The organism is Serratia sp. TSA_198.1 (genome assembly GCF_052686505.1).
This window is the reverse complement of the sequence record NZ_JBQZFP010000001.1, coordinates 1-24,070: the sequence shown is the minus strand read 5'-3', so window position 1 is coordinate 24,070 and position 24,070 is coordinate 1. Positions and strand designations below refer to the sequence as shown.

The window sequence follows — 24,070 nt, the reverse complement described above, 5'->3', positions numbered from 1 at the left end:
AGGAATAATGAACGATCGAGGTTACGATGAATGCTCAAAACCGCCGCGTAGACGTGGCTCTTGTGCTGGGCGCGCTCGCATTGCTGCTGCTGCCCTGGTACAGCCAGGAAGCCGGATTCTTCGACTTCAACTGGTTGAATACGCTGTGGCAGGATCGGGAAAGCGCCCCCGCGCTGTGGCAAATCCTGGTTTTTCAACGCCCGTGGCTGGCTATTGCGCTGCTGTTGCTGCTGGTTTGCTCGCTGGGCCGCCTGCTGCAGGTGGGCCGGTTGCGCTCGCAGTTACTGATGTCTGCCGCCGCCGCCGGCATCCTCTTCCTGCTGTTTGAAGGCCACGCCATAGGTTACAGCGGCTGGAACTGGCAATGGAGCGAGCAGCTTTTTGGTGGGCTCGGCGACGGCCAACCCGCCTTTGGCGCCGGCGCTATTGCGTTGCTCACCGCGTTTTTGCTGCTGTTCTCTTTTGGGTTGGCCGAGCGTGGTGTGCTGAAAGGGGATGCCTTTGTGGTGTCCTCGATCGTGCTGCTGGTCGCGTTGGTCAGCACCTTCGTGCTTTATCCGGTACTGAGCATGTTTGTCGCTTCGGTGCAGGACGCTGACGGCGCGTTTAAACCGGACGGCCTGATCGCCAATATGCAGGATCCGGCGATCTGGAACCTCGGTTGCCTGAACGGCGGCAGTTGCGGCACCGCCTGGCGTACCCTGTGGCTGGCACTGATGACCGCCGGCGGATCGACGCTGCTCGGCCTGGCCTTTGCGCTGGCCGCCACCCGCACGCCGCTGCCGTTCAAGAAAGGGCTGCGCCTGCTCAGCGTGCTGCCGATCATCACGCCGCCGTTCGTCATTGGCCTGGCGCTGATGCTGCTGTTTGGCCGTTCCGGCATCGTCACCGAGCTGCTTTCCACCCTGTTCGGCATCGAGCCGGGACGTTGGCTGTACGGCCTGACCGGGATCTGGATTGCCCAAGTGCTTTCTTTCACCCCGATCGCTTTTTTGGTGCTGATTGGCGTGGTGGAAGGCGTCAGCCCTTCGCTGGAAGAAGCCTCGCAAACGCTGCGCGCCAACCGCTGGCGCACCTTCCGTTACGTTTCGCTGCCGCTGATGGCACCCGGCCTGGCCAATGCTTTCCTGATCAGTTTTATCGAAAGCATGGCGGATTTCGGTAACCCTATGGTGCTGGGCGGCAGCCACGGCGTACTCTCGACCGAGATTTTCTTCTCGGTGGTAGGGGCGCAAAACGATCCGAGCCGTGCGGCGGTACTGGCGATCATCCTGCTGTGCTTTACCCTCAGCGCCTTTGTGTTGCAGCGCCTGTGGCTGGCAGGCAAAAGCTTCGCCACCGTGACCGGCAAAGGCGATTCCGGCATGCACTGCGGCCTGCCGCGCGGGCTGCGCTATGGCGTTTACGGGCTGGTGATCCCCTGGGGTCTGTTCACGCTGGTGGTGTACGGCATGATTTTAATCGGCGGTTTCGTTCAGTCGTGGGGGCTGGACAACAGCCTGACCCTGGCGCATTACACCCGTGCATTCGGCTTCCAGTGGAGCGGCGGGCAGATCCTCTGGACCGGCGTCGCCTGGAACTCGTTCTGGACCACCCTGGAAATCGCGCTGATCGCCGCGCCGCTCACGGCCATCGTCGGCCTGCTCACCGCCTGGCTTATCGTGCGGCAGAAGTTTGCCGGCCGCCAGACCTTCGAGTTTATGTTGATGCTCAGCTTTGCCATCCCCGGCACGGTGATCGGCGTCAGTTACATCATGGCTTATAACCTGCCGCCGCTGGAAATCACCGGCACCGCCCTGATCCTGGTCGCCTGCTTTGTGTTCCGCAACATGCCGGTGGGCGTGCGCGGCGGCATCGCGGCCATGAGCCAATTGGACCGCAGCCTGGATGAAGCGTCGCTGACGCTGCGCGCCGGCAGCTTCCGCACCCTGCGCAAAGTGATTTTACCGCTGTTGAAACCCGCCATCAGCGCAGCCCTGGTCTATGCCTTCGTGCGGGCGATTACCTCCATCAGCGCGGTGATTTTTCTGGTCAGCGCCCAGTACAACATGGCCACCTCCTACATCGTCGGGCTGGTCGAAAACGGGGAATACGGCGTGGCTATCGCCTACTCCTCCGTGCTTATCGTGGTGATGCTGGCGGTGATCCTCACTTTCCAGCTGCTGGTCGGCGAACGTCGCCTGCGCCGCGTATCCCGTATCGCCACACCGCCGGTGGCATCACCGCCGGCCTTACAACAGGAGACAGCCGTATGACTGCCATTCGTTCCGGCTCGGTGGTGTTTGAAAACGTCACCAAACAGTTTGCCGATTTCACCGCCCTGCCCGGCCTCTCGCTTACCGTCGAACCCGGCACGCTGGTGACGCTGCTCGGCCCCTCGGGCTGCGGCAAAACCACCACCCTGCGCCTGCTGGCCGGCCTGGAGCACCCGACTTCCGGGCGCATCCTGATTGGCGGCAAAGAGGTGACCCATCTGCCCGCCAACGAGCGCGACGTGGCGATGGTGTTTCAATCCTACGCGCTGTTCCCGCATATGAACGCGCTGGAGAACGTTATGTACGGCCTGCTCGCCAGCAAGCTGTCGCGTAAAGAGGCGCTGGATCGGGCGCACGAAGGGCTGAAGCTGGTCGGGCTGGAAAACATGGGCAAGCGCCTGCCCGCCGAGCTGTCCGGCGGCCAGCAGCAACGTATCGCCGTGGCGCGCGCGCTGGTGCTGGAGCCGCAGGTACTGCTGCTCGATGAGCCCTTATCCAATCTTGACGAGCGGCTGCGGCGCCGCGTGCGCACCGAGATCCGCGATTTGCAACAGCGCCTCGGGTTCACTGCGGTGTACGTGACCCACGATCAGGAAGAAGCGCTGGCGGTGTCCGATAAGATTATCGTCATGAAAGAAGGGCATATTGCCCAGCAGGGTGCGCCGCAGGAGCTTTATCATTCGCCCGCGTCGGTGTTTATCGCCGATTTCATGGGCGAGGCCAATATCCTGCCGTGCGACATTGAACGGGTGGATGGCGGCGAAGCGCTGATCAGCCTGGGTAGCCGTCAGTATCGGGTGCCGGGTGCCAAAGCGCGCCCCGGCGCCGCGCAACTGTCCGTACGGCCGCAGTTTATTACTCTGCATGCGGAGCAGACCGGCGCATTGAACGGCGAGGTGACCCACAGCATCTGGCTCGGAGACCATATCGAGTATGAAGTGAAAACCGACCTCGGCGCTCTGTTTATCGTCGATGTGCAGATGGAACGCCAACTGGCACCGGCCACGCGCGTGGCCATTGATTTCAAACCTCAGGGGCTGGCGCTGATTGCCCAGTGACGGCCCGCAACTTTAAGGATCTGCTATGAATGAACACATTTCCCGGCGCCTGGCGCTGGCCGAACGGGTGGCGCGCGAGGCGGGAGCCAAGGCGCTGGACTATTTCAACCGTCGCGAAAGCCTGGTGATCGAAACCAAACGCGATGCGCAGGACGTGGTGTCGATCGCCGATCGCGAGGTCGAGCTGCTGATCCGCGGCCAGATCGCCCAGGCGTTTCCGGACGACGGTTTTCTCGGTGAAGAGTTCGGCCTGCAACCCGGGAATTCAGGCTATCACTGGGTGGTCGATCCGATTGACGGCACCAGCCCCTTCGTCAACGGCATGCCGAACTGGTGCGTATCCATTGCCGTCATTTATCAGGGCGAGCCGGTGATCGGCGTGATCATGGCGCCCTGCCAGCAGGAATGCTTCGTCGCGGCGCAAGGCGCGGGCGCCACGCTCAATGGCAAACCGCTGCGTGTGGATCCGGCGCGCACCTTGCAAAACCACATCACCGGGTTTGGCGCCAACAGCTATGTGGCGCCTGAACGCGTCGGTGAAATCGCCGCCGAGATCACGGCGGTCGGCGGCAATTTCTTCCGCAACGGTTCCGGTGCCATGATGTTGGCATGGGTCGCCGCCGGGCGGCTGGTCGGTTATTACGAACCTTATATGCATGCCTGGGACTGTCTGGCGGGTTATTGCCTGGTGAACGAAGCCGGCGGCTGGACGCATCCGTTTAACGCTCAAGGGGAACAGCTGTTGCGCGGCGCGCCGGTGCTGGCGGTGGCCCCTGGGGCCAAAGACGAGTTAATGCGTATCGCGCGGTTATGATGCTGTGCTGAAAAAAATCGTCCCCTGAAGGGACGATTTCTGGCGTCTGACATGGCGGGCGCAGCATGCTGCGCCCCTGCTCGGGTAACCGACTACAATCCGCGTTTTTCCATCAGCAACGCGAGATCGACCAACCGGTTAGAGAAACCCCATTCGTTGTCGTACCAGGCGAGGATCTTGACCAGTTTGCCGCCGATGACCAAGGTAGACAGCCCGTCGATAATGGACGAACGCGGATCGCCTTTATAATCGCTCGACACCAAAGGTTCGTCGCTGTAGCCAAGGATCCCCTTGAGCGGCCCCGACGCCGCCGCCTGGCGGAAGGCGGCGTTGATCTCCTCGCTCGTCGCTTCGCGTTTCAACGTGACCGTTAAATCAACGATAGACACCACCGGGACCGGCACCCGCAGCGAGTAGCCGGTCAGGCGGCCATCCAGCTCCGGGATCACCTTGCCGAGCGCTTTGGCCGCGCCGCTGGAGTAAGGCACAATCGACTGAGCGGCGGCGCGCGCGCCGCGTAAATCTTTTTCCGGCTGATCGTGCAACGCCTGGCTATTGGTGTAGGCGTGGGTGGTGTTCATCAGGCCGTATTCAATGCCGAAGGTGTGATGCAGCACCTGCGCGGCGGGCGCCAGCCCGTTGGTGGTGCAACTGCCGTTACTGACCACCCGATGCCTGGCCGGATCGTAATCCTGGTGGTTAACGCCCATCACTATAGTGATGTCGTCGTTTTTGGCCGGCGCCGAGATGATAACGCGCTTGGCTCCGCCTTTCGTGATGTGCACTTCGGCCTGGCTTTTGTCGGTAAAAAAGCCCGTCGCTTCGATCACGATGTCGACGCCGACGCTGTTCCACGGGATTGCACCCGGATCTCTTTCAGAGAAAACATGAATCGGCCTGCCATCCAGCAGCAGCTGGTTTTCACCGGCCTCGACGCTGGCGGCCAAGGTGCCTGACAGCGAGTCGTATTTCAGCAGATGCGCCAGGGTTTTGCTGTCGGTCAAATCGTTGATCGCGACAACCTGAAAGTCACTGCGCCCTAACGCCGCGCGTAAAACATTGCGCCCGATTCTGCCGAAACCGTTAATGCCTACTTTGACCATGATCTACCCCTTCGTTATTGTCTCTGCCTGCCAATCTAGCCGGGAGAGAGGCGTGGCGTAAATGACGTTTATAGATCAATTTACGCCAAATTGCGGGAGTGAAAACGATCGCGGTACTCGGTCGGCGTCAGTTGCAGGTTTCTTTCGAACACGCGCCGCAGGTTGAGGCCATTGCCGAAGCCGGTGGTCACGGCGATATGCTCAATACCTTCCGCACTCTGCTCCAGGCGCTGCCGGGCGGTATGCAAGCGCCCTTCTTCAACGAATTTAGCGGGGGAGATGCCGGTCTCGCGGGTGAAGACGCGCGTAAAGTTTCGCGGGCTCATGGCGACCCTTTCGGCCAGTTTCTCAACGGAAAGATCGCCGTCCAGATTTTCCAGGATCCAGGACTGGAGATCGCGGATCGGGCCAGGCGTTTTGGCCTGATTCAACGGATAGCGGCTAAACTGCAACTGCCCACCGGGGCGGCGAAGAAACATCACCAGATCTTGCGCCACTTCGCGCGCCTGAATAAAACCGTAATCGTCTTCCACCAGCGCCAGAGTGAGATCGAAACCGGAGCTGACGCCACCGGAGGTCCAGACGGGACCGTCCTGAACGTAGATTGGCCCGTTTTCGACCTTCACCTTCGGGAAACGAGATTGCAGGGTATCCAGCAAGCGCCAGTGCGTCGTCGCCCGGCGCCCTTCGAGCAAACCGGCTTCGGCAAGCAGCAAGGCCCCGCCGCAAACGGAAGCGATACGGCGTGCGTTGGGGGCGGCGCGACGGAGCCAGCCTGCGACAAACGCGCCTTCTTCCTCGGTCGCCCCCTTTCCGGTGACAATGACAGTGTCACGTTTTTGTTCAGGGTCGAGATCGGCAAGACGATGATCGGCCAGCAAATTCAACCCGGATGACCCATGCACCACCCGATGAGCTTGCGTGGTGGCGACCTCAATCCGATAGAGCGGAGCGTCGTTGGGCCTCAAGCGGTTGGCTTGCATCAGGATGTCGGCGATACCCGCCGACTCAAACAGCATGCCCCCTTCGGGGACGATAATCAGGAATGTATGCATGGCTTTAAAATACAATTTGAGCAAAATAAGTCAATGACGCGCATTTCATGCCACCCTGGCCGCCACCGGTTTTCCGCTCAGGGCGTCGCCAGCGCAACGCCCGTCACGCGTTCAAGTTCCGCCAGCAGCGCATCCTGAAAAGCCGGATCGCGCGCGGCGGCATGCGGCTCCAGGCAGCGCTGGTGATGCCAATAACCGCCAGAAACGCTGGCCTGCGCCTCTGCGCTGGTGACCAACCATTCCTGCGTCAGGTGCCCCAGGCGCAGATCGTCGGGCGCGTTTTCGCCGCCCATCTTGGTCGGCACCCAGCCAGGATCGACCGCGCTACTGACCACGCCCGGCCAACGCCGGGCCACGGCGGCGGCGAGCGCCGTCACAAATAGCTTGCTCTCCGAATAAGACACGGCGGCCTGCCCGCGCCAGTCCACTTTTTCCAACGCAGCGCGACCGTCAAAATGCATGCTGCTGCTCAAATACACCAAACGCGCCGGGCGAGCGATAAGCGCCGTCAGCAGATAAGGCGCAATCACGTTGACCGCCAGCACCTGCGGCCCGGTGAAGACGCCGGCATTGTGAATGACCGCATCCGGACGCCCGATGCGGTTCACCTGTTCGGCCACCTCTCGGGTCTGCTGCAGATCGGACAAATCGCCGGTGACCGCCAGCGCACCGCGGTCCAGCAAATCGCGCACGCCGTGGAGCCTGCCTGGTTCACGCGCGTGAACGATCACCTGATGCCCTTCGCCCAGCAGGGTTTCCGCCGCCGCGCGCCCCAGCCCGTCCGCCGAGCCGGTAATGAAAATACGAGACATGGTTAACTTCCTTTTATTTTTGAGCCATCAACGCCAGCCCAGCGCCGGGGCGACATGGGTGAGGATAGACTCAATCACGTGCGCGTTGTAATCGACGCCCAACTGGTTAGGCACGGTTAACAGCAAGGTGTCCGCCTCGGCAATGGCTTCGTCCTGCGCCAGCTGTTTGATCAACTCTTCCGGCTCGGCGGCGTAGCTGCGGCCGAAAATCGCCCGGGTTTGCTGGTCGATATACCCGACCTGATCGCCTTCCTTACCGCTGCCGCCGAAGTAGCTGCGGTCCTGCTGGTTCATCAGCGCAAAGATGCTGCGGCTGACCGACACGCGCGGTTCACGCGGGTGGCCCGCTTCTTTCCATGCGGCGCGGTAAGCGCGGATCTGCTTGGCCTGCTGAATGTGGAAGGGCTCGCCGGTTTCGTCGTTTTTCAGCGTCGAGCTTTGCAGATTCATCCCCAGTTTTGCCGCCCACACCGCCGTGGCGTTGGAGCTTGCGCCCCACCAGATGCGATCGCGCAAGCCGGCGGAGAAAGGTTCGATGCGCAGCAGCCCCGGCGGATTAGGGAACATCGGCTGCGGGTTCGGCTCGGCAAAGCCCTCACCGCGCAGCGCATCGAGCAATACCTCGGTGTGGCGACGGGCCATATCGGCCTCGGTCTCGCCTTCTGCCGGCGTATAGCCAAAATAGCGCCAGCCTTCGATAACCTGCTCGGGCGAGCCGCGGCTGATGCCGAGTTGCAGCCGCCCGCCTGAAATCAGATCGGCGGCTCCGGCGTCTTCCACCATATAAAGCGGGTTTTCATAGCGCATATCGATCACGCCGGTGCCGATCTCAATGCGTTGGGTTTTGGCGCCGACGGCGGCCAACAGCGGGAACGGGGAGCTGAGCTGGCGGGCGAAGTGATGCACGCGGAAATAGGCGCCATCCGCCCCGAGTTCCTCTGCGGCGACCGCAAGATCGATGGATTGCAGCAGCGCATCCGCCGCCGAACGGGTACCGGACTGTGCCGAAGGCGTCCAGTGACCAAAAGAGAGAAAGCCGATCTTCTTCATGGGAGTATTCCTCAGAGTCAACGTTACCGGATTACAGTGCAAAAATGCCGCCGCCGGTGCCAGAGAAATCGTCGCGAACCGCACTAAACGAACCGATTGCCGCCCCGCCATTCCACCTCGCCCGAGCATTGTAATCAAAAAGCAAATATCGTATAACAGGCTCCTCCGAGGGGTGTCCTGTTACGGGCTGAGATGGCGCAAGCCGAACCCTTTGAACCTGATCTGGGTCATGCCAGCGAAGGGACGGGTCGGCAATCACTCTCTCGGTCATTGCCTGTTCATACCTCAGCGCGCCCGGATCTCCACTCACTTTTGGAGGTCCCATGTTTACTCCCCTTTTCGATAACGGTCTTTACGGACGGCTGCGCCAACAGGCAGGCGCGGACTGGCAGGACTACGTTGCTCATCCTTTTATTCGGCAACTGGCCGCCGGCACGCTGCCTGAATCCGCGTTCCGCCGCTATCTGACCCAGGATTATCTGTTCCTGATCCACTTCGCCCGCGCTTACGCCCTGCTGGTGAGCAAGCTGCGCACGCTGCCGGAGATGCGGGCGGCCACCGCTTCGCTCAATGCCATCGTCGCCGAGCTGCCTTTGCATCTGGCTTACTGCGCCGGTTGGGGTCTGGGCGAACCCGAGATTGCCGCCGAACCCGAGGCGGCGGAAACCCTGAACTACACCCGCTATGTGCTCGATATCGGCCACTCCGGCGACGCGCTGGATCTGCTGGCGGCGCTGATGCCCTGCGTCGCAGGCTATGCCGAGATTGGCCTGCGCCTGCTTGACGACCCGGCGACGGTGATGGAGGGCAATCCTTACGCCTCGTGGATCCGCAACTATGGCGATAAAAACTATCTGGCCGGCGTGCAGGCGGCCCTCGATCTGCTGGAGCGTGTGGGCCAGCAACGTGGCGCAGAAAGCCGCTTTGCCGAACTTGCAGAGATTTTCACCACCGCCACCCGGCTGGAGTCCGCCTTCTGGCAGATGGGGTTGAACGCCTCATGAGTGACCGCATCGCGCCGCCCGGTATTCAGGTGCGGGATCTCAGCCTGCGTTTTGGCCGGCAGGTGATTTTCGATCGGCTGAGTTTTGATATCGCCGGCGGCAGCGTTGTCGCCTTGCTCGGTGCCAGCGGCGCGGGCAAAACCAGCCTGCTGAAAATTATCGCCGGGCTGATGCTGCCCACCGCCGGCGAAGTGACCGGCAGCGATGGCCTGCCGATAGCCGGGCGCATCGTCTATATGGGGCAAAAAGACCTGCTCTATCCGTGGCTGACCGTCGCCGAAAATATCAGCCTCGGTGCGCGGTTGCGCGGTGAAAAAACCGACCGGGAATGGGCCGGGCATCTTCTCGAGCGCGTGGGGCTGAGCGGTTACGCCAAAGCCTTGCCCTCGGCGTTGTCCGGCGGCATGCGCCAGCGCGCCGCCATCGCGCGCACGCTGTATGAACGCCAGCCGATTGTACTGATGGACGAACCCTTCTCGGCGCTGGACGCCATTACCCGCGCCATGATCCAAACCCTGGCGGCCGAGCTGTTGGCGCAGCATACCGTGCTGCTGATTACCCATGATCCGATGGAGGCCTGCCGCCTGAGCCATCGCCTGCTGGTGCTCTCCCGCTACCCTGCCGGCATTGACGATACGCATGTCATCAGCGGCCTGCCGCCGCGCGCGCCGGACGATCCCCATCTGCTGAAAAGCCAGGGCGAGCTGTTGCAGCAACTGATGAGGGCCGCCGAATGAAGTCGCTCATTGAAAACCGCCTGTCGCGGGTACGCCGCAGCCTGACGGTGTTCGCCGGTTTACTGCTGCTGTGGTGGCTCATCACGTTGGGCGATATTCCCGCCTTTTTGCTGCCTTCGCCCTCTGCGGTGGCGCAGGCGCTGTGGAGCGGGCGCGCCTATCTCGCTTATCACACGCTGATCACCGCTTCGGAGATTGCCTGCGGGCTGGGGATTGGGGTGCTGCTCGGCGCAGCACTGGCGCTGTGCATGATCTATTCGCCCCGTCTGCAACGCTGGCTGATGCCGCTGGTGCTGACCAGCCAGGCGATACCGGTGTTTGCGCTGGCGCCGCTGCTGGTGCTGTGGTTCGGCTTCGGCATGAGCGCCAAAGTGGCGATGGCGGTACTGGTGATCTTCTTCCCGGTCACCTCCGCGTTTTTTGATGGGCTGCGCCGGGTCAATAACGATTATCTCGATCTGGCCCGCACCATGGGCGCTTCCCCCTGGGCGCAACTGCGCCATGTGCGGCTGATGGCTGCGCTGCCGGCCTTTGGTTCCGGGTTGCGCATGGCCGCCGCCGTCGCGCCCATCGGCGCGATTATCGGCGAATGGGTCGGCTCGGCGGAAGGGTTGGGCTACGTGATGCTGAACGCCAACGCGCGCATGCAGACCGACGTCTGCTTTGCCGCGCTGTTTATTCTGGTGCTGATGACCGTCTTGCTGTGGATGACGGTGGATGCGCTGCTGCTGCGCCTGATCGACTGGGCGCCGGAAAACGACTGATAACTTTTTAACGACTGGGGTAAGAAATGATCAAGCGAACCTTCTGCGGGCTGATGCTCAGCGCCGCTCTGGCCGGCAACGCTGCCGCCGCCGAAAAACTGACGCTGGTGCTCGACTGGTATATCAATCCCGACCACGCGCCCATCATGGTGGCCGAGCAAATCGGCGCCTTCAAGGCCGAAGGTCTCGAGGTCAAGATTATCCCCCCTTCCGATCCGGCGCTGCCGCCGCGCCTGGTGGCGGCAAAACAGGCCGACCTCGCCATCACCTATCAGCCGCAATTGCACTTCTTCGCCGATCAGGGCCTGCCGCTGGTGCGCGTGGGCACCCTGATTAACTCGCCGCTCAATACCCTGATGACGCTGGATAAAAGCATCACCTCGCCGGCGGCTCTCAAGGGCAAAAAAATCGGCTATTCCGTCAGCGGCATCGAGCAGGCCACGCTGGCAACCATGGCCAAACATGCGCATATCGACCCGAACGACATGAAGCTGATTAACGTCAATTTCCAACTGACCAGTGCCCTGCTGGCGGGCCAGGTCGATGCGGTGATCGGCGGCTATCGCAACATTGAAGCGCTGGAGCTGAAACTGCAGGGGAAAAATCCGGTAGTGTTCAACGTCGAGGACTACGGCGTGCCGGCCTATGACGAACTGATCATCGTCGCCAACCGCGACGCGGTAGCCGAGCCGAAGATCAGGAAATTCCTCGCCGCGCTGAAAAAAGGCAACGATTACCTGCAGGCTCACCCGCAGGAAACCTGGCTGGCCTTCGCCAAAACCCACCCGGAGCTGAACACTGAACTGAACAAGCAGGCATGGCAGGCGAGCTTGCCGCTGTTCGCCACCGATCCGGCCAGGCTGGACAGCGCGCGCTACCAGGCTTACGAACAATTCCTGTTCGACAATAAGCTGATCAAGAAAATCACCCCGGTGGAGCAATACGCCGTGGAACTGCATTAAAGGTTATCCGCGGGGGCGCTCTATGCAGCGCCCCTACCCTTGAACCACAAAAACCCGTTGCCAACCGCCTCACGCCGCAGGGGCCACCGTCACATCGCCCTGCCCGCTGCGTTTCAGCGCCTGCTGCACCAACCCGCTGGCTTTGCATCTTTCCACAAAACAGCGCACATACGCCGCCCCCTGCTCTTTACCGCGCGGCACCGCCATCGCCTGGTGAATCGCGGTAAAATGCCCATCCAGCACCCGGTAGCCCGGGTTCGCCGCAGCGGCGGCAAGCAGCGGTTGACGCACGCCCGCAGCGGCGTCCAATCCCTGTTCGAAGAATAAGGTGATCGCGGCAGGCGAGGTTTCCGCGCGCACCAGCTGCGCCTGCTTTAAGGTGCGCGACAGATACAGGTCATAGGCCGCACCCTGCCCCACCGCAATGCGTATGCCAGGCCTGTCGAGCTCGGCAACCTGTCGATAAGGCGCCTCCTGCGCCACCAGATAGGTGCCTTCAATAATGACGTAAGGCGCACTGAAGGCGATTTGCTCCGCCCGCACCGGCTCGATGGCCATAAAGGCGACATCCCAGGCGGCGGTTTCCAACGCGGCAAAAACTTTGCCCGCCGCATCATAGGTCACCAACTCCAGCGCCACGCCCAGCTCATGCGCCAGCGCGCCGGCCAGCGTGACCGACACGCCTTGCGGTTCCCCATCCGGCCCCCATTGCGCCAGCACCGGATTACCTAAATTGATCGCCGCGCGCAGCACGCCCTGCGGTGCCAAATCATCGAGTACGGTGGCGGAAATGCTCTGCATGTTTTCTCCTGAACAGGTTAATGCGCCTCGCCGGTCTGCAATCAGCGCCATTCATTAATGGTAGAGCCAAATGCCCGGTGAGCAATATTTCAGCGACCCACGCCTCTCAGTAGTGACTAGGGTCACAATATTGTCACAAAATTGTTCATTCACGCCTGGCGGCCACCCGGCTGTGCAAACGCGCATTGACCCTGGCGCGTTCAATGCGCTATACCCTTCCTCTTTCGCGCTGCGGCAGGATCGGCAGCCTTTGCCAGGACAGTTAAGATTTTCTTTTTAATCAGACAGGGTACGGTGGATGGTTTCAGCATTAGTCTCGTTTGCACTTTTTTTAGCCTCAATTTTGATCTACCGGAACAAGGCCGCCGCCAACCGCTGGTGGCTTTCCATTTTGCTGATCCTGCTGGGCAGCTATCTGATCCTCAACGTTATTCTGATCGCCAGTAACTATTTTACCGGCGACGGCATCACCGACGCGGTGATCTACACCCTCACCAGCAGCATGAAAGGGGCCGGCGTCAGCAAGTACGTGCTGCCGTTTATCGGCCTGTTGGCGGTGCTGGCGCTGATTTTCGCCGTGCTGGCCTGGAGCCTGGTGCGGCACAAAGCGAAAAGCAGCAGCGTGGTTTACAGCGTGCTCGCCGTGCTGCTGGCGCTGTTTTCCGTCGGCACCACTCCGGCTTTTCAGGATATTTCGCTGCTGCTCAGAAGCCAGATTACCGGCGACACCGCCGATTTTTACACCTACTACAAAGCGCCGAAAAAGAGCCTGCAAGGTAAAGCGCCGAACCTGGTGTACATCTATGCCGAAAGCCTTGAGCGTACCTATTTCGACCCGGAAATCTTCCCCGATCTCGCCGACGAGCTGAATCGGCACCGCGAAAACGGCATCGATTTCAGCAATACCCAGCAGTTGCCGGGCACCGGCTATACCATTGCCGGCATGGTGGCTTCGCAGTGCGGCATTCCACTGTTCGCCCCGTTCGACGGCAACGCCTCCAGCGCCGTTTCCACCTTTTACCCGGAAAACGTCTGCCTGGGCGATGTGCTGAAAGCCGCCGGCTACGACAATTATTTCTATCAGGGCGCCGAACTGGCCTTCGCCGGAAAAGACACCTTCCTGAGATCGCACGGTTTTGACCACGCCTACGGCTACAAGGAGTTGCGCGAACAGGTCCGCGATCCGGGCTACAAGAATGACTGGGGCTGGTACGACGATACCGTGCTGGACGTGGTTTTCGACAAGTTCGTCGAGCTGTCGCAGCAGAACAAAAAGTTCTCGCTGTTTGCGCTGACCGTGGACACCCACCACCCGGATGGCTTTATCTCTGCGAGCTGCAGTAAAAAATCTTATAGCCGGCAGAACAAAGAGAACCGTTCGCTGAGCGCGGTGGCCTGTAGCCAGCAGCATATCGCGGCCCTGATCGACAAAATCAAAGGGTCCGAATACTTCAAAAACACCGTGATCGTGGTGTCTTCGGATCATCTGGCGATGAACAACACCGCCTACGACATTCTGACCAAACAAAAACGCCGCAACCTGTTCTTTATTATCGACGGCAGGCAGCCGCAAAGCGCGCAGCATAACGAAAAACGCAGCACGCTGGACAACGGCGCCACTGTGCTGGACGTGATGGGCGGCGACAACTATATCGGCCTCGGCCGCAGCAGCCTGTCCAGCCCCACGCTGGCGACCGTCTTCTTGAATATCGAAGAAAAAATCAACGGCTGGAAACCGGCGGTGGTGAAGCAATGGGGCTTCCCGAACAGCATTTCCGACTATCAGCTGGATACCCAGCGCAACAGCTTCACCTTCTCCGGCATCAGCTTTAAGGTGCCGTTTATCCTCAAGGTGACGGACAATAAAATCGAACCCATGTTTAACGTCTATCTTTCCACACCGCTGAAAAAGCAGCTCGCCGGCCTGGGCGCGGGTGAAAAGTTTGTCTGGGTGGATAAATGCTATGAGATTGGCCGGGTGTGGGCGCCCGAACTGGCGCTGAGCACCGACACCTGCGTGGCCTCCGGCAATCTTGCCGCTCCACCGCATATCGTGCAGGCCAAGGGCGGCAACTACCGCGGCAAAGTCAGCTTTACCGAGCCCGCAGCAGACAGCGTTGCCGCCTACCAGAACGCCGTCAACAAACTGAAGGTGGACGACGCCGCCGTTAAATATCAGGCGGACGCCATCGCCTTTATGCTGCCGGGCATGCCGCAACAGGTGAAGGCCATCACCGGCGTATCCAGCGTCGAGGACTGGGGCCGCTGGTCGGACGCCAACCTCGCGCCGGCGGTTAACATCGACTATGTCGCCCCGCTGCCGCCGACCTTCGATCTGGTGCTGCGCGCCCGTGCCTACGGCAAAAACGTCGGTGCGCCGATCTCGGTACGCGTGGGCGACGAAGAGCAGTTCGTGTCGCTCGGCGAGCAGGACACCACCGTCACACTGCGCTTCAACAACCCCGGCGGCGCGCAAAACATCAGCATCACGCCACCTGCCCCGACCGAACCGCAGGAAGGCGCCAGCGGCGGCTTTACCCCGAAAAAACGCGGCATCGGCCTGGTCTCGTTAAAGGTGGAACAGGCCGAGCCGGCCTCCTGATCTCAACGCCGCAGCGGCAGCCCTGCCGCTGCGCTTTACTTCTTCCCCGGTTCCATTTCGGCCAAGCTTTTGCGCCCAGCTTCAGCTAACCTGTTGTGATAAATTGCTATAACCAAATGAGTTGGCGTTACCTCAAGGCAGCAAGAGCTTACTCAAGCCAGTGACTGGGATGCGTGCTCGTAACGCAAAGGTAACGTCAAAGATGAAGGGTATATCGGCATGCCTCCCGCCGCAGGGACGGGAGAACCAAGGAGAGAGAATGAGTAGTCACCAATCCGGCACCGGCCTTACCCCCGCTCAGGCGATCGACCAGTTGGAAGCGCTGTATGACGCCTCGGTTACCGCGCTGCGCCAGGCGGTAGGCGATTTTATCAGTCAGGGCAGCGTGCCCGACATACAAACCCGCGCCGCTGGGCTGTTCGTTTATCCAGAGCTGCGCGTAAGCTGGGACGGGCAAAAATCCGGCCAGAGCAAAACCCGCGCCTTCGGCCGTTTTACCCATACCGGCCGCTATACCACCACCATTACCCGCCCGCAGCTGTTTCGCAGCTATTTGGCCGAGCAACTGGCGATGCTGGCGCACGACTATGACGCCCATATCGAAGTGGCGCCTTCACAACAGGAGATCCCTTTTCCTTATGTGATTGACGGCTCGAACCTGATGCTGGATCGCTCGATGAGCGCCAGCCTCGCGCAGCATTTCCCCACCACCGAGCTGGCGCAAATCGGCGATGAAACCGCCGACGGCCTGTTCAACGCCACCAGCACCTTCCCGCTGTCGCACTTCGACGCGCTGCGGGCCGATTTCTCGCTGGCGCGGCTGCGGCACTATACCGGCACCCCGGTGGAGCATTTCCAGCCTTTCGTGCTGTTCACCAACTACACCCGCTATGTGGATGAATTTGTCCGCTGGGCCTGCGCCGAGATAGCCAACCCGGACAGCCCTTATATTGCGCTGTCCAGCGCCGGCGGCATCTACATCACGCCGGAAACCACCGCGCCGGAACAGGCGGTGTCCGATCTGGCCTGGAAAAACCACCAGATGCCGGCCTACCACCTGATTTCGCGCAACGGCCAGGGCATTACGCTGATCAACATCGGCGTCGGCCCGTCCAACGCCAAAACCATTTGCGACCATCTGGCGGTGCTGCGCCCCAGCGCCTGGCTGATGATTGGCCACTGCGGCGGGCTGCGCGAAAGCCAGTCGATCGGCGACTACGTGCTGGCCCACGCCTACCTGCGTGACGATCACGTGCTGGACGCGGTGCTGCCGCCGGATATCCCGATCCCGAGCATCGCCGAAGTGCAGCGCGCGCTGTATGATGCCACCAAAATGGTCAGCGGCATGCCGGGCGAAGAGGTAAAACAGCGCCTGCGCACCGGCACCGTGGTGACCACGGACGATCGCAACTGGGAGCTGCGCTACTCCGCCTCGGCGCTGCGCTTTAACCTCAGCCGCGCGGTGGCGGTGGATATGGAAAGCGCCACCATCGCGGCGCAGGGCTACCGCTTCCGGGTGCCTTACGGCACGCTGCTGTGCGTTTCCGACAAGCCGCTGCACGGCGAGATCAAGCTGCCGGGCCAGGCCAACCGCTTCTATGAGGGGGCGATCTCGGAACACCTTCAGATCGGCATTTGCGCCATAGATCTGTTGCGCGCCGAAGGCGACAAGCTGCATTCGCGCAAGCTGCGCACCTTCAACGAACCGCCGTTCCGCTAACCTGCCCTTCAGGCCCACCGCACGTGGGCCTTTTTAAATCCCTATTGCACCAGCGCCAGCGTGCGTTTTTCCTGGCTGCGGCTAACGGCAATCGACAACAAGATATCCTTCACCACCAATGCCGGGGCGGAAAGCGATTGCTGGCTGGAAATGCACAGCGAAAGCGGCACGCTCAGCGCCGGTGCGGCGATACGCGCCATCCACGCCTTGGCCGGGCCAATCATCGCCCGCGCAACGGATTCCGGCAGAATGGTCGCCCCCAGGCCGCTGGCGATAGCCGCGCTCAGCGTACTTGGGGATTCGATTTCGCCAATCACGTTGGCGGCCAGCGAGCGCTGCGCCATCGCTTCGTCGACCTGCGTGCGCACCACATCGCCTTCGCGCGGCAGGAACAGATTCAGCCGCGCCACGTCCAACAGATCGACGCTGTTACCGGGGCTTGGCACCGCACGCGTCGCCACCAGGTACAGATCTTCCTTCATCAACGCCGTGGCTTGCAGGCCGTCGGGCATTTTTGCGCCGTAGATCACCGCCATATCCAGGCTCTGGCTGGCTACCTGCCCGGCCAGCATCGAACCGATGTTCTCATTCAGGCTGAGTAAAATCCCCGGGTGACGATCGCGCACCGCCTGCAACAACGGCAGCGCCAGTTGCGCAGCCATGCTGCCCGGCGCCAGCCCGACGGAAACCTGCCCGCTCACCGCCTGGCCGGCGCCGATGACCGCGCTCTGCGCCTGTTCGCACTGGCGCAGAATGGTTTGGGCGTGGGCATAGAGAATATTGCCGGCTTCGGTGGGCTGCACGCCGCGCTTGGTGCGGATCAGCAATTGTTGCTTCAGCTCCCCTTCCAGCGTCGCCAACTGTTGGCTGAGTGCGGGCTGCGCGATATGCAGCACCTCCGCCGCCTGGGTCAGGCTGCCGATATCGACGATTTTCACGAAATATTTTAGACGTCTGAGATTCATATTGCCTCCGTCGAGCCGCTGAACTGCGTATGGCAAAGCCATGTTGACAACAGAGCTGCAAAATCCGGGCCAGCGTAACGGAATAAGAGAAAGCGCTAACTAATCGACGGAAAAATAAGAAAAAATGATATTTGCGCGACCAGACACCGACATGCAACCGGTGGCCAGTGACGCAGGCTTGCACCACCATAAGGCATCTCGCGGCCCGCCGTGGGCCGTTGTGCAGCGCTGCACCAATAAAAGCGATAAAAAGCAGCAGGTTGAATAATCTTGCAGCAAACGGAACGACGAGACGTTTTCACGCTTTACAAGCCCGAGCCACGCCGCTATTATTCGCCCCGTTCACACGATTCCTCTGTAGTTCAGTCGGTAGAACGGCGGACTGTTAATCCGTATGTCACTGGTTCGAGTCCAGTCAGAGGAGCCATATTAGAGAAGCCCGCTCAGGGAAACCTGAGCGGGCTTTTTGCTTTTTGGCGTTTTTGACCGACGGTTATGAGCGAAGAGCGGAAGTTCGCAATTGTTAAAGCCGTTAAGGTGGAAATCACTTGCATTTTTGTGTGTTAATTAACGGGTAGAACGTCAAAGTGAGTGAACAGAAAATGAGTGTTAATGAATTTTATTTGGATGGAGCATGCGTCCTATCTGAAAAAGAATTTCATTCTATTATTTCTTTATCTTTAAACTTTGGACCTTACTATGGCAGAAATCTTGATGCATTGTGGGATCGCCTTAGCACTGATATTGAAAGACCAGTAAAAATAATATGGTTGAATTCCGAGCTATCCAAGGTGGGTCTTGGCAATTATTTCGATAAAATTATCGAGGTTTTTGAGAGGGTAAAACTGCAAGATCTGAGTTTTAATTGGGAAGAGAAGTTCGATTATGTATTGAAATAGCCCGTACAAGCAGGGCAGTGGCCTTTTCCCCTTAGCCAATGCAAGGCGGGCTTTACAATGTCCGTTTCTTGCACCGAGCAGACCTGCAGGCTGATCAAGGTCTACTGTGAGCGAGGAACCTTCTTAACTCCCAAAGAAGTGACTACAGGAACAGTGTTTAATCGAATTTTAACAAGTAAAATATTTCAGACTCATATCAACCATTGCTGGTTATTATATTTCTACGTCGCAAGTAGAGGTAGATTAAAATCTGGTGACTGTAGTTATTAAATACTTAATTGATTTTCATTATTTCGTCCCTAATCTCTTCAACTTTTTTGCTAAAAGTGACCATATCGAAGTTTTGTGGATCATCATGGCCGTCATAATAATAATGATCGATAACGCCGTGGAAAGCAGGAATCAACCATATCCCTCGTCGCACACTTGCAGCTGTATAGATTAGTGCCAGTCTTTCATATTGTATATCTGTAAACCCTGGGATAGGTCCTTCATAGCCATTACCAAGCTTGAATTTGTTTGATGTTGTGCTATCTCTACGTGGTTGTATATTTTCAACCCCCACGAAAAGCCCTGATTTAAGTTTTGGATGTGTACAGATCTCAAATTTTGTAGTTTCCATTCCTTGAGAAAAATCTCGTACTTTCTTGGACGCCCCAACACGATTTGTATATACATGCGCGTTCTTACTATTATTATCGAAGTTTTTGTTAAATGCCCAAGAGTTGCTGTTCATCTCAGGAGGGAAGCTATTATTTGGTGGGCAGTATCTGTTTGAATTTGAGCATTTTGGATTGCTAGTGTCGTGGATGATGAAGTAATTTGCTCCAATGGTGGTATTTAAAGGCCCACCTAAGTCGTTCTCATTTATATCTCTTCTGGAGATGAACCTCATCAAGTTCATGGGTTCTGGTGCTTTTTTCCCAACTATATTCTCAATAAATGGAGTTATCGTTGATTCTTTGAGTGAACCATTTCCTTGAGAAATAAATCTCAGCAGACATCTGGCTTGTTCAGTACTGCTTCCTTTAAAGGATTGTGTTTGTGAATTAAAATTACAGTAGCCTTCAGAACCTTGTAATTGAGTAACGCCATCATTCAAACGACATTTTAATTCTAAATTTATTGGTCCTTTTGCAGTTGCAGTGAATGAAACTATTACAAGTATAAGGTTGTATTTTTTATATTTATTAATAATAGTATCCATTATGGACTCCTGAATGAATGCAGCACGTTACTCGCTACCACTGCATAACTAGTTTCGGCACATGGCAGAGATAGGTAACAAGTAAACAGTTTATTAAAGCATCATGTATCCCTTTAATACTATTGCATTTCCTCAATGAACGATGAATAAAACCGCACCCAACTTGATGTCATTTTTTTAACAATCTTTGTATCAAGGGAATTGATCTCGCTGATAATATTTAGTTCACAAATTTATATTAACAAGAGAAATCAATTGCCAGAGGAAGTTTGGAATCTATTACTGCATCCAATTTTTCAGGGGTTGTGTCATCAGGGTAGTCATAAACTGTAGTGCCTATATCTTTAAATCTATCAAGAAGATAGGCGTTTTTAAACTTCTCTGTTTCCATTCCGGGTTTGAAAAAACTCTCATCGAAGGTTGTGTCACTTGATGACGTAATTAACGCATCTACCCAAGCACCAATTCTGACGGCAACATAAAATACCCTGGCTTGATTTGGAGGGCATCCCCCTGCGAGACAGGCGTAGTAAAACATATTATCGGCTTTTTTTCGGTCCTCTTTGGTTTTTGCTTGGTCGCAGGCTACATCGTGAATAACCGATGCATTTCTATAGTTACCTGTGTAGGGAGAGCCAACTACAGTCCAAAGTGCCTGAGGAATGCTGGCACCATTAATTATACTGTCCATTGGCGCATCCCAATTATTATTGTTAGGGTCTGTATATGAATAACTATCCACTAATTGCATATTTCTATTTGGATTTTGGTCTGTTAACCAATGAGTTATTATTTTTCCGCTGAAAAAACCGTTTTTATACATTTTTTCACCTTGTCATTTTACAGGGCAAAATCCTGAATGGATTATTACTAAAACTTCTCTTAATGCTTTCAGTGCGATAACGGTTTTAACTACAACTGGGAAAGGTACTTTTTCTGAAAATATTATGGCTTTATTCAAAATCTTAACTATATCATCGTAATTCTCACAAAACTTCTCAGGTGTATCTATTTTAGTTGCCTCAATGCTCAAGTCATTCATGGCATCAGAAGCTTCATAGATTACGACAGAATCAATATCATTGATTTTTGGTTTGTTGTCATTTGACATAGATGCGTCTCCAACAAATTAGATTAATCCCGCATGTCACTTACCTGCTTCACGCAAACTAACATACTACCATGCAATAAATTTCCGCTTTTGACACTCAATAAACATACGCACAGTATCTAATTCTATAACAATCCAATTTAAGTGTGATTATGAAGGTAATTAATGGTATTTGTTTATTTTTAGCACAACTTAAATGCGTCGTGGGAAAATTACATAAAAAAAGATCTACTGCTACATTACGCATAAATTAATGATTCATTTCTACATTGACAAAATCCTGACAGCCTAAAATATCGTTAGCGTTCTAATTGAATAGAAAGTTATGGTGGATACATTAACGCCTCTTTAACAGCTTCTTATCCGCGCATCTCATGTGACGAACTACGTCTGCTTCTGGCACAGAGCGGACATTTCAGCTTTGCCCTACCCTTGGCATCTGAACTTAGCCTTGACACCAGAACACAGTAATTAACCCAGCGCACTCATACGGGTCAAACACACCTCATGGCTTCATAACGATGCGGCCAAGCGGTTTCGCTGTCTCGGCGAATTCGTGGGCCGCGGCAGCGCTGGCTAGGGGGAAGATGCGGTCAATGACAATCCTGATGCGCCCTGCTGCTAAAGCCTGCAACATGTCGTCCACACTTGCCCGAACTCCGGGCCTTTCAAAAAGGGGTCCCATGAATACCCCCATGAGTGTCTGGTTAGACTGCATTGGCGGCCACAGGTCGACAGTCAGGCCTCCACCGCCCGCATTACCGACAAAGATGAGGCGTCCTTCCGGAGCGAGTGCAGAAAGCGAAGCAGGCAACGTCGTCCCCACCGGATCGATGACGAGGTCAACACCGCTGCCATGGGTGTACTGTCTGACACTGTCCACGACGTTATTCTCTGCACGATCCACGACATGATCGGCACCAAGTTCCAGCAACCGGCTTCTTCGCTGCGTTCCGCTTGCCACGGCGATGACCGTTGCGCCTGCTTGTGAGGCAAGCTGAACGACCGCGAGCCCCACGCCACCAGCTGCTGCCTGAATAAGGACGGTTTCTCCGTGCCGGAGCATGCCTCGAGTGAAAAGGCAATGGTGCGCGGTTCCAAAAGAAATCGGCAAAACCGCCGCTTCTGCCATATCCACCCCATCGGGTATAAGCCAGGTTCGTTCCGCGGGCACAGACCAACGTTCCGCATGTGATCCCTGCATGTGAAAAGCAGCGACTCTGTCCCCAATCGTACGGCTACGGACGTTCGATCCGATTGCAACAACTGTGCCCGCGGCCGCGTAGCCGACGATCCATGAAGGAAGAGGCGGCGGAGTTAAACGGCGGTTGATCAGATCTCCACCTTCTATCGAGATAGCCTCGACAGAAATCAGAACGTCGTCAGGTCCTGCGACCGGATCGGGGATATCGACATATTTCAGGACGCCGGGAGCGCCTTCCACGTCATAAACCGCTGCTTTCATAAATTTTCCTCTGTCTCATCAGTAAATCCTGACCAGCCTGGCAAACCATCCCGATGCGGCATATAGCAATTCAGAAATCTCTCTGCTGCCTCTACAGGCAGCGCGGTCTGCCCTGTTGAATTTTCGACTGGCGGAAAGACCCGTAACGCTTAGGGCAGCCTGGCAATCACCTTAATCTCAAACTGGAATCCGTAAAGCCACGTCACGCCGATCCCGGTCAACGTAGGGTAAGGCGCCTCCCCCCAATATTCTGGCAGGATACTCCAGATAGCGTCGAGGTTTGACTCGGGATCGACGACAAAGAGGGTAACGTCAACCACATCACCGAACGTGCAGCCCGCAGCCGCGAGAACAGCATTAAGGTTATCGAATGCCAGCCTGATCTGCTCTTTAAGATCCTGTTCAGGCGAACCATCCTCCCGGCTACCAACCTGCCCCGAAACGAACAAGAAACCGTTGGATTTGATGGCCGGTGAATAGCGATTGCGCTCATAGAGCGCCTGCCGACCGAAGGGAAAAACTGCTTCGCGTGTTGTCATGTTTGTACCTTTGCAATGGGCGAAATCTGCCTGGTGAACATAAAGACACTTTACAGGTACTGGATCGGGCGGATAAACAGGCGACTTTGTCCATCATTGTTTGTAAAATCCAAACAATCGGTGAGAAAGAGAGGATAAGGAATGGATCGTTTCGATGCGATGCGCGCCTTTGCTCGCGTGGTGGAGGCAGGTAGCTTCACAAAGGCTGCCCAGACGCTTCATATGAGCAAAACCACGGTGACGCAACTTATTCAGCAGTTGGAAGCGCGCCTGCGCGTCAAGTTACTCCATCGCACCACCCGCAAGCTCGGTGTCACTCCCGACGGCGCGGTCTACTACGAGCACGTCATCCGCTTGCTGGCGGACATGGAGGATGCTGAAAACAGCCTCTCCAGTGCGGCGATTACGCCCAGAGGACGGTTACGGGTGGATGTGCCCAGTCCGCTGGCCCGCCTTGTGCTGGTGCCAGCGCTACCGGCTTTCCACGCACGCTACCCTGATATCCAATTCGACATGGGCGTGAGCGACCGGGTGGTGGATCTGATCGGCGACAATGTGGATTGCGTCTTGCGCGGTGGCGAAATCACCGACCAGTCCCTGATCGCACGCCATGTCGGCGATTTGCAAATCGGCGTCTACGCCGCCCCCAGTTATGTGGAACGCCTTGGCGCTCCTGCGCACCCGCGCGATCTGGAAAACACCGACCATCGCATAGTGGGATTCTTGTCTTCACGCACCGGTAAGATTGATCCTCTGGTGCTGCACTGTGAGAGTGAACATATTGAAATCAAAAGCAGCTATGTGCTTGCAGTGGATGATGGCAATGCTTACCTCGAAGCTGGGCTAGCCGGGTTAGGCGTGATTGCGCTGCCAGTCTATATGGCGGCAGCACATCAGGCTTGTGGCTCCTTGACTCCGCTATTTGAACACTGGCGTATTAATCCAATGCCCCTGTACCTGGCGTTTCCGCCGAACCGCCATGTCAACGCCAAACTGCGAGTTTTTATTGATTGGATCGTTGAATTGATGCAGCACCATGTCCCCAATTCTAACAATAAGTAACTACGTCCCAGCCCCCTGATTCGCTCATCAGCGTCGATTGGTGGTCATTCTGGTGGTCTTGACTGAAAGGGAATTCAGATGTCGA

Annotated in this window: 22 protein-coding genes, 1 tRNA gene and 1 riboswitch; of the genes, 12 read left to right on the top strand and 11 right to left on the bottom strand. The window is 57.2% G+C overall.

Annotated elements, in window-relative coordinates; all coding sequences use genetic code 11:
* Positions 1-26 precede the first annotated feature (26 nt).
* The 3 genes from ACUTSW_RS00115 to ACUTSW_RS00105 are packed head-to-tail and all read left to right on the top strand — an operon-like array spanning position 27 to position 4,127.
* On the top strand, positions 27-2,255 hold the full coding sequence (locus ACUTSW_RS00115; protein ID WP_445583368.1) for an ABC transporter permease: 2,229 nt from the start codon (positions 27-29) through the stop codon (positions 2,253-2,255).
* Positions 2,252-3,313 carry an ABC transporter ATP-binding protein gene (locus ACUTSW_RS00110; protein ID WP_445583367.1) on the top strand — a complete coding sequence of 354 codons (1,062 nt, stop codon included), beginning with the start codon at positions 2,252-2,254 and terminating at the stop codon, positions 3,311-3,313. Before ACUTSW_RS00115 ends, ACUTSW_RS00110 begins: the two co-directional genes overlap by 4 nt.
* 25 nt (positions 3,314-3,338) lie before the next feature.
* Positions 3,339-4,127 carry an inositol monophosphatase family protein gene (locus ACUTSW_RS00105; protein WP_006326358.1) on the top strand — a complete coding sequence of 263 codons (789 nt, stop codon included), beginning with the start codon at positions 3,339-3,341 and terminating at the stop codon, positions 4,125-4,127.
* Positions 4,128-4,219: 92 nt separating this feature from the next.
* Here the strand turns inward: ACUTSW_RS00105 and gap are convergent, their stop codons facing one another.
* From gap to ACUTSW_RS00085, 4 genes are all read right to left on the bottom strand, one after another.
* Complete coding sequence (gene gap / locus ACUTSW_RS00100; RefSeq protein ID WP_445583366.1) at positions 4,220-5,230, bottom strand: type I glyceraldehyde-3-phosphate dehydrogenase; 1,011 nt, start codon at positions 5,228-5,230, stop codon at positions 4,220-4,222.
* Positions 5,231-5,310: 80 nt separating this feature from the next.
* Complete coding sequence (locus tag ACUTSW_RS00095; protein WP_434460658.1) at positions 5,311-6,285, bottom strand: GlxA family transcriptional regulator; 975 nt, start codon at positions 6,283-6,285, stop codon at positions 5,311-5,313.
* A gap of 77 nt (positions 6,286-6,362) precedes the next feature.
* A complete protein-coding gene (locus tag ACUTSW_RS00090; protein WP_445583365.1) occupies positions 6,363-7,097 on the bottom strand; it encodes an SDR family NAD(P)-dependent oxidoreductase in 735 nt (244 codons plus the stop codon).
* 27 nt (positions 7,098-7,124) lie between these two features.
* Complete coding sequence (locus ACUTSW_RS00085; protein WP_004946504.1) at positions 7,125-8,147, bottom strand: LLM class flavin-dependent oxidoreductase; 1,023 nt, start codon at positions 8,145-8,147, stop codon at positions 7,125-7,127.
* Positions 8,148-8,305: 158 nt separating this feature from the next.
* Positions 8,306-8,408: riboswitch (TPP riboswitch) on the top strand.
* A 62-nt stretch (positions 8,409-8,470) separates the two neighbouring features.
* On the opposite strand from ACUTSW_RS00085, the gene tenA reads away from it, so the two are divergent.
* Genes tenA through ACUTSW_RS00065 form a run of 4 tightly spaced genes read left to right on the top strand, consistent with a single transcriptional unit; the run spans position 8,471 to position 11,614 of the window.
* A complete protein-coding gene (gene tenA / locus ACUTSW_RS00080) occupies positions 8,471-9,151 on the top strand; it encodes a thiaminase II (RefSeq protein ID WP_445583364.1) in 681 nt (226 codons plus the stop codon).
* On the top strand, positions 9,148-9,888 hold the full coding sequence (locus ACUTSW_RS00075) for an ABC transporter ATP-binding protein (RefSeq protein ID WP_445583363.1): 741 nt from the start codon (positions 9,148-9,150) through the stop codon (positions 9,886-9,888). The genes tenA and ACUTSW_RS00075 overlap by 4 nt, the downstream gene beginning before the upstream one ends.
* Positions 9,885-10,652 carry an ABC transporter permease gene (locus ACUTSW_RS00070; protein ID WP_445583362.1) on the top strand — a complete coding sequence of 256 codons (768 nt, stop codon included), beginning with the start codon at positions 9,885-9,887 and terminating at the stop codon, positions 10,650-10,652. The genes ACUTSW_RS00075 and ACUTSW_RS00070 overlap by 4 nt, the downstream gene beginning before the upstream one ends.
* Positions 10,653-10,678: 26 nt before the next feature.
* A complete protein-coding gene (locus tag ACUTSW_RS00065; protein WP_445583361.1) occupies positions 10,679-11,614 on the top strand; it encodes an ABC transporter substrate-binding protein in 936 nt (311 codons plus the stop codon).
* A gap of 69 nt (positions 11,615-11,683) precedes the next feature.
* Here the strand turns inward: ACUTSW_RS00065 and ACUTSW_RS00060 are convergent, their stop codons facing one another.
* Entirely contained in the window at positions 11,684-12,415 is a 732-nt protein-coding gene (locus ACUTSW_RS00060) for an ABC transporter substrate-binding protein (protein ID WP_445583360.1), read from the bottom strand.
* Positions 12,416-12,713: 298 nt separating this feature from the next.
* On the opposite strand from ACUTSW_RS00060, the gene opgB reads away from it, so the two are divergent.
* Positions 12,714-15,017: a phosphatidylglycerol--membrane-oligosaccharide glycerophosphotransferase gene (gene opgB / locus ACUTSW_RS00055; RefSeq protein ID WP_445583359.1), complete on the top strand. Its 2,304-nt coding sequence runs from the start codon at positions 12,714-12,716 to the stop codon at positions 15,015-15,017.
* 259 nt (positions 15,018-15,276) lie between these two features.
* Complete coding sequence (locus ACUTSW_RS00050) at positions 15,277-16,737, top strand: AMP nucleosidase (RefSeq protein ID WP_166728729.1); 1,461 nt, start codon at positions 15,277-15,279, stop codon at positions 16,735-16,737.
* A gap of 41 nt (positions 16,738-16,778) precedes the next feature.
* Here the strand turns inward: ACUTSW_RS00050 and nac are convergent, their stop codons facing one another.
* Positions 16,779-17,702, bottom strand: coding sequence for a nitrogen assimilation transcriptional regulator NAC (gene nac / locus ACUTSW_RS00045; RefSeq protein WP_062867871.1), 924 nt, complete (start codon positions 17,700-17,702; stop codon positions 16,779-16,781).
* 351 nt (positions 17,703-18,053) lie between these two features.
* Here nac and ACUTSW_RS00040 point away from each other — a divergent pair.
* Together ACUTSW_RS00040 and ACUTSW_RS00035 are read left to right on the top strand one after the other, a co-directional pair.
* A tRNA-Asn gene (locus tag ACUTSW_RS00040) sits at positions 18,054-18,129 on the top strand.
* Between the two features lie 160 nt (positions 18,130-18,289).
* A complete protein-coding gene (locus ACUTSW_RS00035; RefSeq protein ID WP_240182888.1) occupies positions 18,290-18,601 on the top strand; it encodes a barstar family protein in 312 nt (103 codons plus the stop codon).
* Positions 18,602-18,875: 274 nt separating this feature from the next.
* On the opposite strand, the gene ACUTSW_RS00030 is transcribed toward ACUTSW_RS00035, so the two are convergent.
* The 5 genes from ACUTSW_RS00030 to ACUTSW_RS00010 form a co-directional block, all read right to left on the bottom strand.
* Entirely contained in the window at positions 18,876-19,808 is a 933-nt protein-coding gene (locus ACUTSW_RS00030; protein ID WP_445583358.1) for a hypothetical protein, read from the bottom strand.
* Positions 19,809-20,046: 238 nt separating this feature from the next.
* Positions 20,047-20,631, bottom strand: a complete 585-nt coding sequence (locus ACUTSW_RS00025; RefSeq protein WP_445583357.1) for a DUF1353 domain-containing protein — start codon at positions 20,629-20,631, stop codon at positions 20,047-20,049.
* A 12-nt stretch (positions 20,632-20,643) separates the two neighbouring features.
* Positions 20,644-20,919: a hypothetical protein gene (locus tag ACUTSW_RS00020; protein WP_445583356.1), complete on the bottom strand. Its 276-nt coding sequence runs from the start codon at positions 20,917-20,919 to the stop codon at positions 20,644-20,646.
* 505 nt (positions 20,920-21,424) lie between these two features.
* The gene (locus ACUTSW_RS00015) at positions 21,425-22,384 is read right to left on the bottom strand and encodes a quinone oxidoreductase family protein (protein WP_445583355.1); all 960 of its coding nucleotides are present in this window, start codon (positions 22,382-22,384) and stop codon (positions 21,425-21,427) included.
* Positions 22,385-22,533: 149 nt separating this feature from the next.
* Complete coding sequence (locus tag ACUTSW_RS00010; RefSeq protein ID WP_445583354.1) at positions 22,534-22,923, bottom strand: RidA family protein; 390 nt, start codon at positions 22,921-22,923, stop codon at positions 22,534-22,536.
* 141 nt (positions 22,924-23,064) lie between these two features.
* On the opposite strand from ACUTSW_RS00010, the gene ACUTSW_RS00005 reads away from it, so the two are divergent.
* Positions 23,065-23,985, top strand: a complete 921-nt coding sequence (locus ACUTSW_RS00005; RefSeq protein ID WP_445583353.1) for a LysR substrate-binding domain-containing protein — start codon at positions 23,065-23,067, stop codon at positions 23,983-23,985.
* Positions 23,986-24,070 lie beyond the last annotated feature (85 nt).

What these genes read in the sequence shown, in the direction of transcription:
- ACUTSW_RS00115 (WP_445583368.1), top strand. Translation starts at nt 27, where the DNA reads ATGAATGCTCAAAACCGCCGCGTAGACGTGGCTCTTGTGCTGGGCGCG.
- ACUTSW_RS00110 (WP_445583367.1), top strand. Translation starts at nt 2,252, where the DNA reads ATGACTGCCATTCGTTCCGGCTCGGTGGTGTTTGAAAACGTCACCAAA.
- ACUTSW_RS00105 (WP_006326358.1), top strand. Translation starts at nt 3,339, where the DNA reads ATGAATGAACACATTTCCCGGCGCCTGGCGCTGGCCGAACGGGTGGCG.
- gap (WP_445583366.1), bottom strand. Translation starts at nt 5,230, where the DNA reads ATGGTCAAAGTAGGCATTAACGGTTTCGGCAGAATCGGGCGCAATGTT.
- ACUTSW_RS00095 (WP_434460658.1), bottom strand. Translation starts at nt 6,285, where the DNA reads ATGCATACATTCCTGATTATCGTCCCCGAAGGGGGCATGCTGTTTGAG.
- ACUTSW_RS00090 (WP_445583365.1), bottom strand. Translation starts at nt 7,097, where the DNA reads ATGTCTCGTATTTTCATTACCGGCTCGGCGGACGGGCTGGGGCGCGCG.
- ACUTSW_RS00085 (WP_004946504.1), bottom strand. Translation starts at nt 8,147, where the DNA reads ATGAAGAAGATCGGCTTTCTCTCTTTTGGTCACTGGACGCCTTCGGCA.
- tenA (WP_445583364.1), top strand. Translation starts at nt 8,471, where the DNA reads ATGTTTACTCCCCTTTTCGATAACGGTCTTTACGGACGGCTGCGCCAA.
- ACUTSW_RS00075 (WP_445583363.1), top strand. Translation starts at nt 9,148, where the DNA reads ATGAGTGACCGCATCGCGCCGCCCGGTATTCAGGTGCGGGATCTCAGC.
- ACUTSW_RS00070 (WP_445583362.1), top strand. Translation starts at nt 9,885, where the DNA reads ATGAAGTCGCTCATTGAAAACCGCCTGTCGCGGGTACGCCGCAGCCTG.
- ACUTSW_RS00065 (WP_445583361.1), top strand. Translation starts at nt 10,679, where the DNA reads ATGATCAAGCGAACCTTCTGCGGGCTGATGCTCAGCGCCGCTCTGGCC.
- ACUTSW_RS00060 (WP_445583360.1), bottom strand. Translation starts at nt 12,415, where the DNA reads ATGCAGAGCATTTCCGCCACCGTACTCGATGATTTGGCACCGCAGGGC.
- opgB (WP_445583359.1), top strand. Translation starts at nt 12,714, where the DNA reads ATGGTTTCAGCATTAGTCTCGTTTGCACTTTTTTTAGCCTCAATTTTG.
- ACUTSW_RS00050 (WP_166728729.1), top strand. Translation starts at nt 15,277, where the DNA reads ATGAGTAGTCACCAATCCGGCACCGGCCTTACCCCCGCTCAGGCGATC.
- nac (WP_062867871.1), bottom strand. Translation starts at nt 17,702, where the DNA reads ATGAATCTCAGACGTCTAAAATATTTCGTGAAAATCGTCGATATCGGC.
- ACUTSW_RS00030 (WP_445583358.1), bottom strand. Translation starts at nt 19,808, where the DNA reads ATGGATACTATTATTAATAAATATAAAAAATACAACCTTATACTTGTA.
- ACUTSW_RS00025 (WP_445583357.1), bottom strand. Translation starts at nt 20,631, where the DNA reads ATGTATAAAAACGGTTTTTTCAGCGGAAAAATAATAACTCATTGGTTA.
- ACUTSW_RS00020 (WP_445583356.1), bottom strand. Translation starts at nt 20,919, where the DNA reads ATGTCAAATGACAACAAACCAAAAATCAATGATATTGATTCTGTCGTA.
- ACUTSW_RS00015 (WP_445583355.1), bottom strand. Translation starts at nt 22,384, where the DNA reads ATGAAAGCAGCGGTTTATGACGTGGAAGGCGCTCCCGGCGTCCTGAAA.
- ACUTSW_RS00010 (WP_445583354.1), bottom strand. Translation starts at nt 22,923, where the DNA reads ATGACAACACGCGAAGCAGTTTTTCCCTTCGGTCGGCAGGCGCTCTAT.
- ACUTSW_RS00005 (WP_445583353.1), top strand. Translation starts at nt 23,065, where the DNA reads ATGGATCGTTTCGATGCGATGCGCGCCTTTGCTCGCGTGGTGGAGGCA.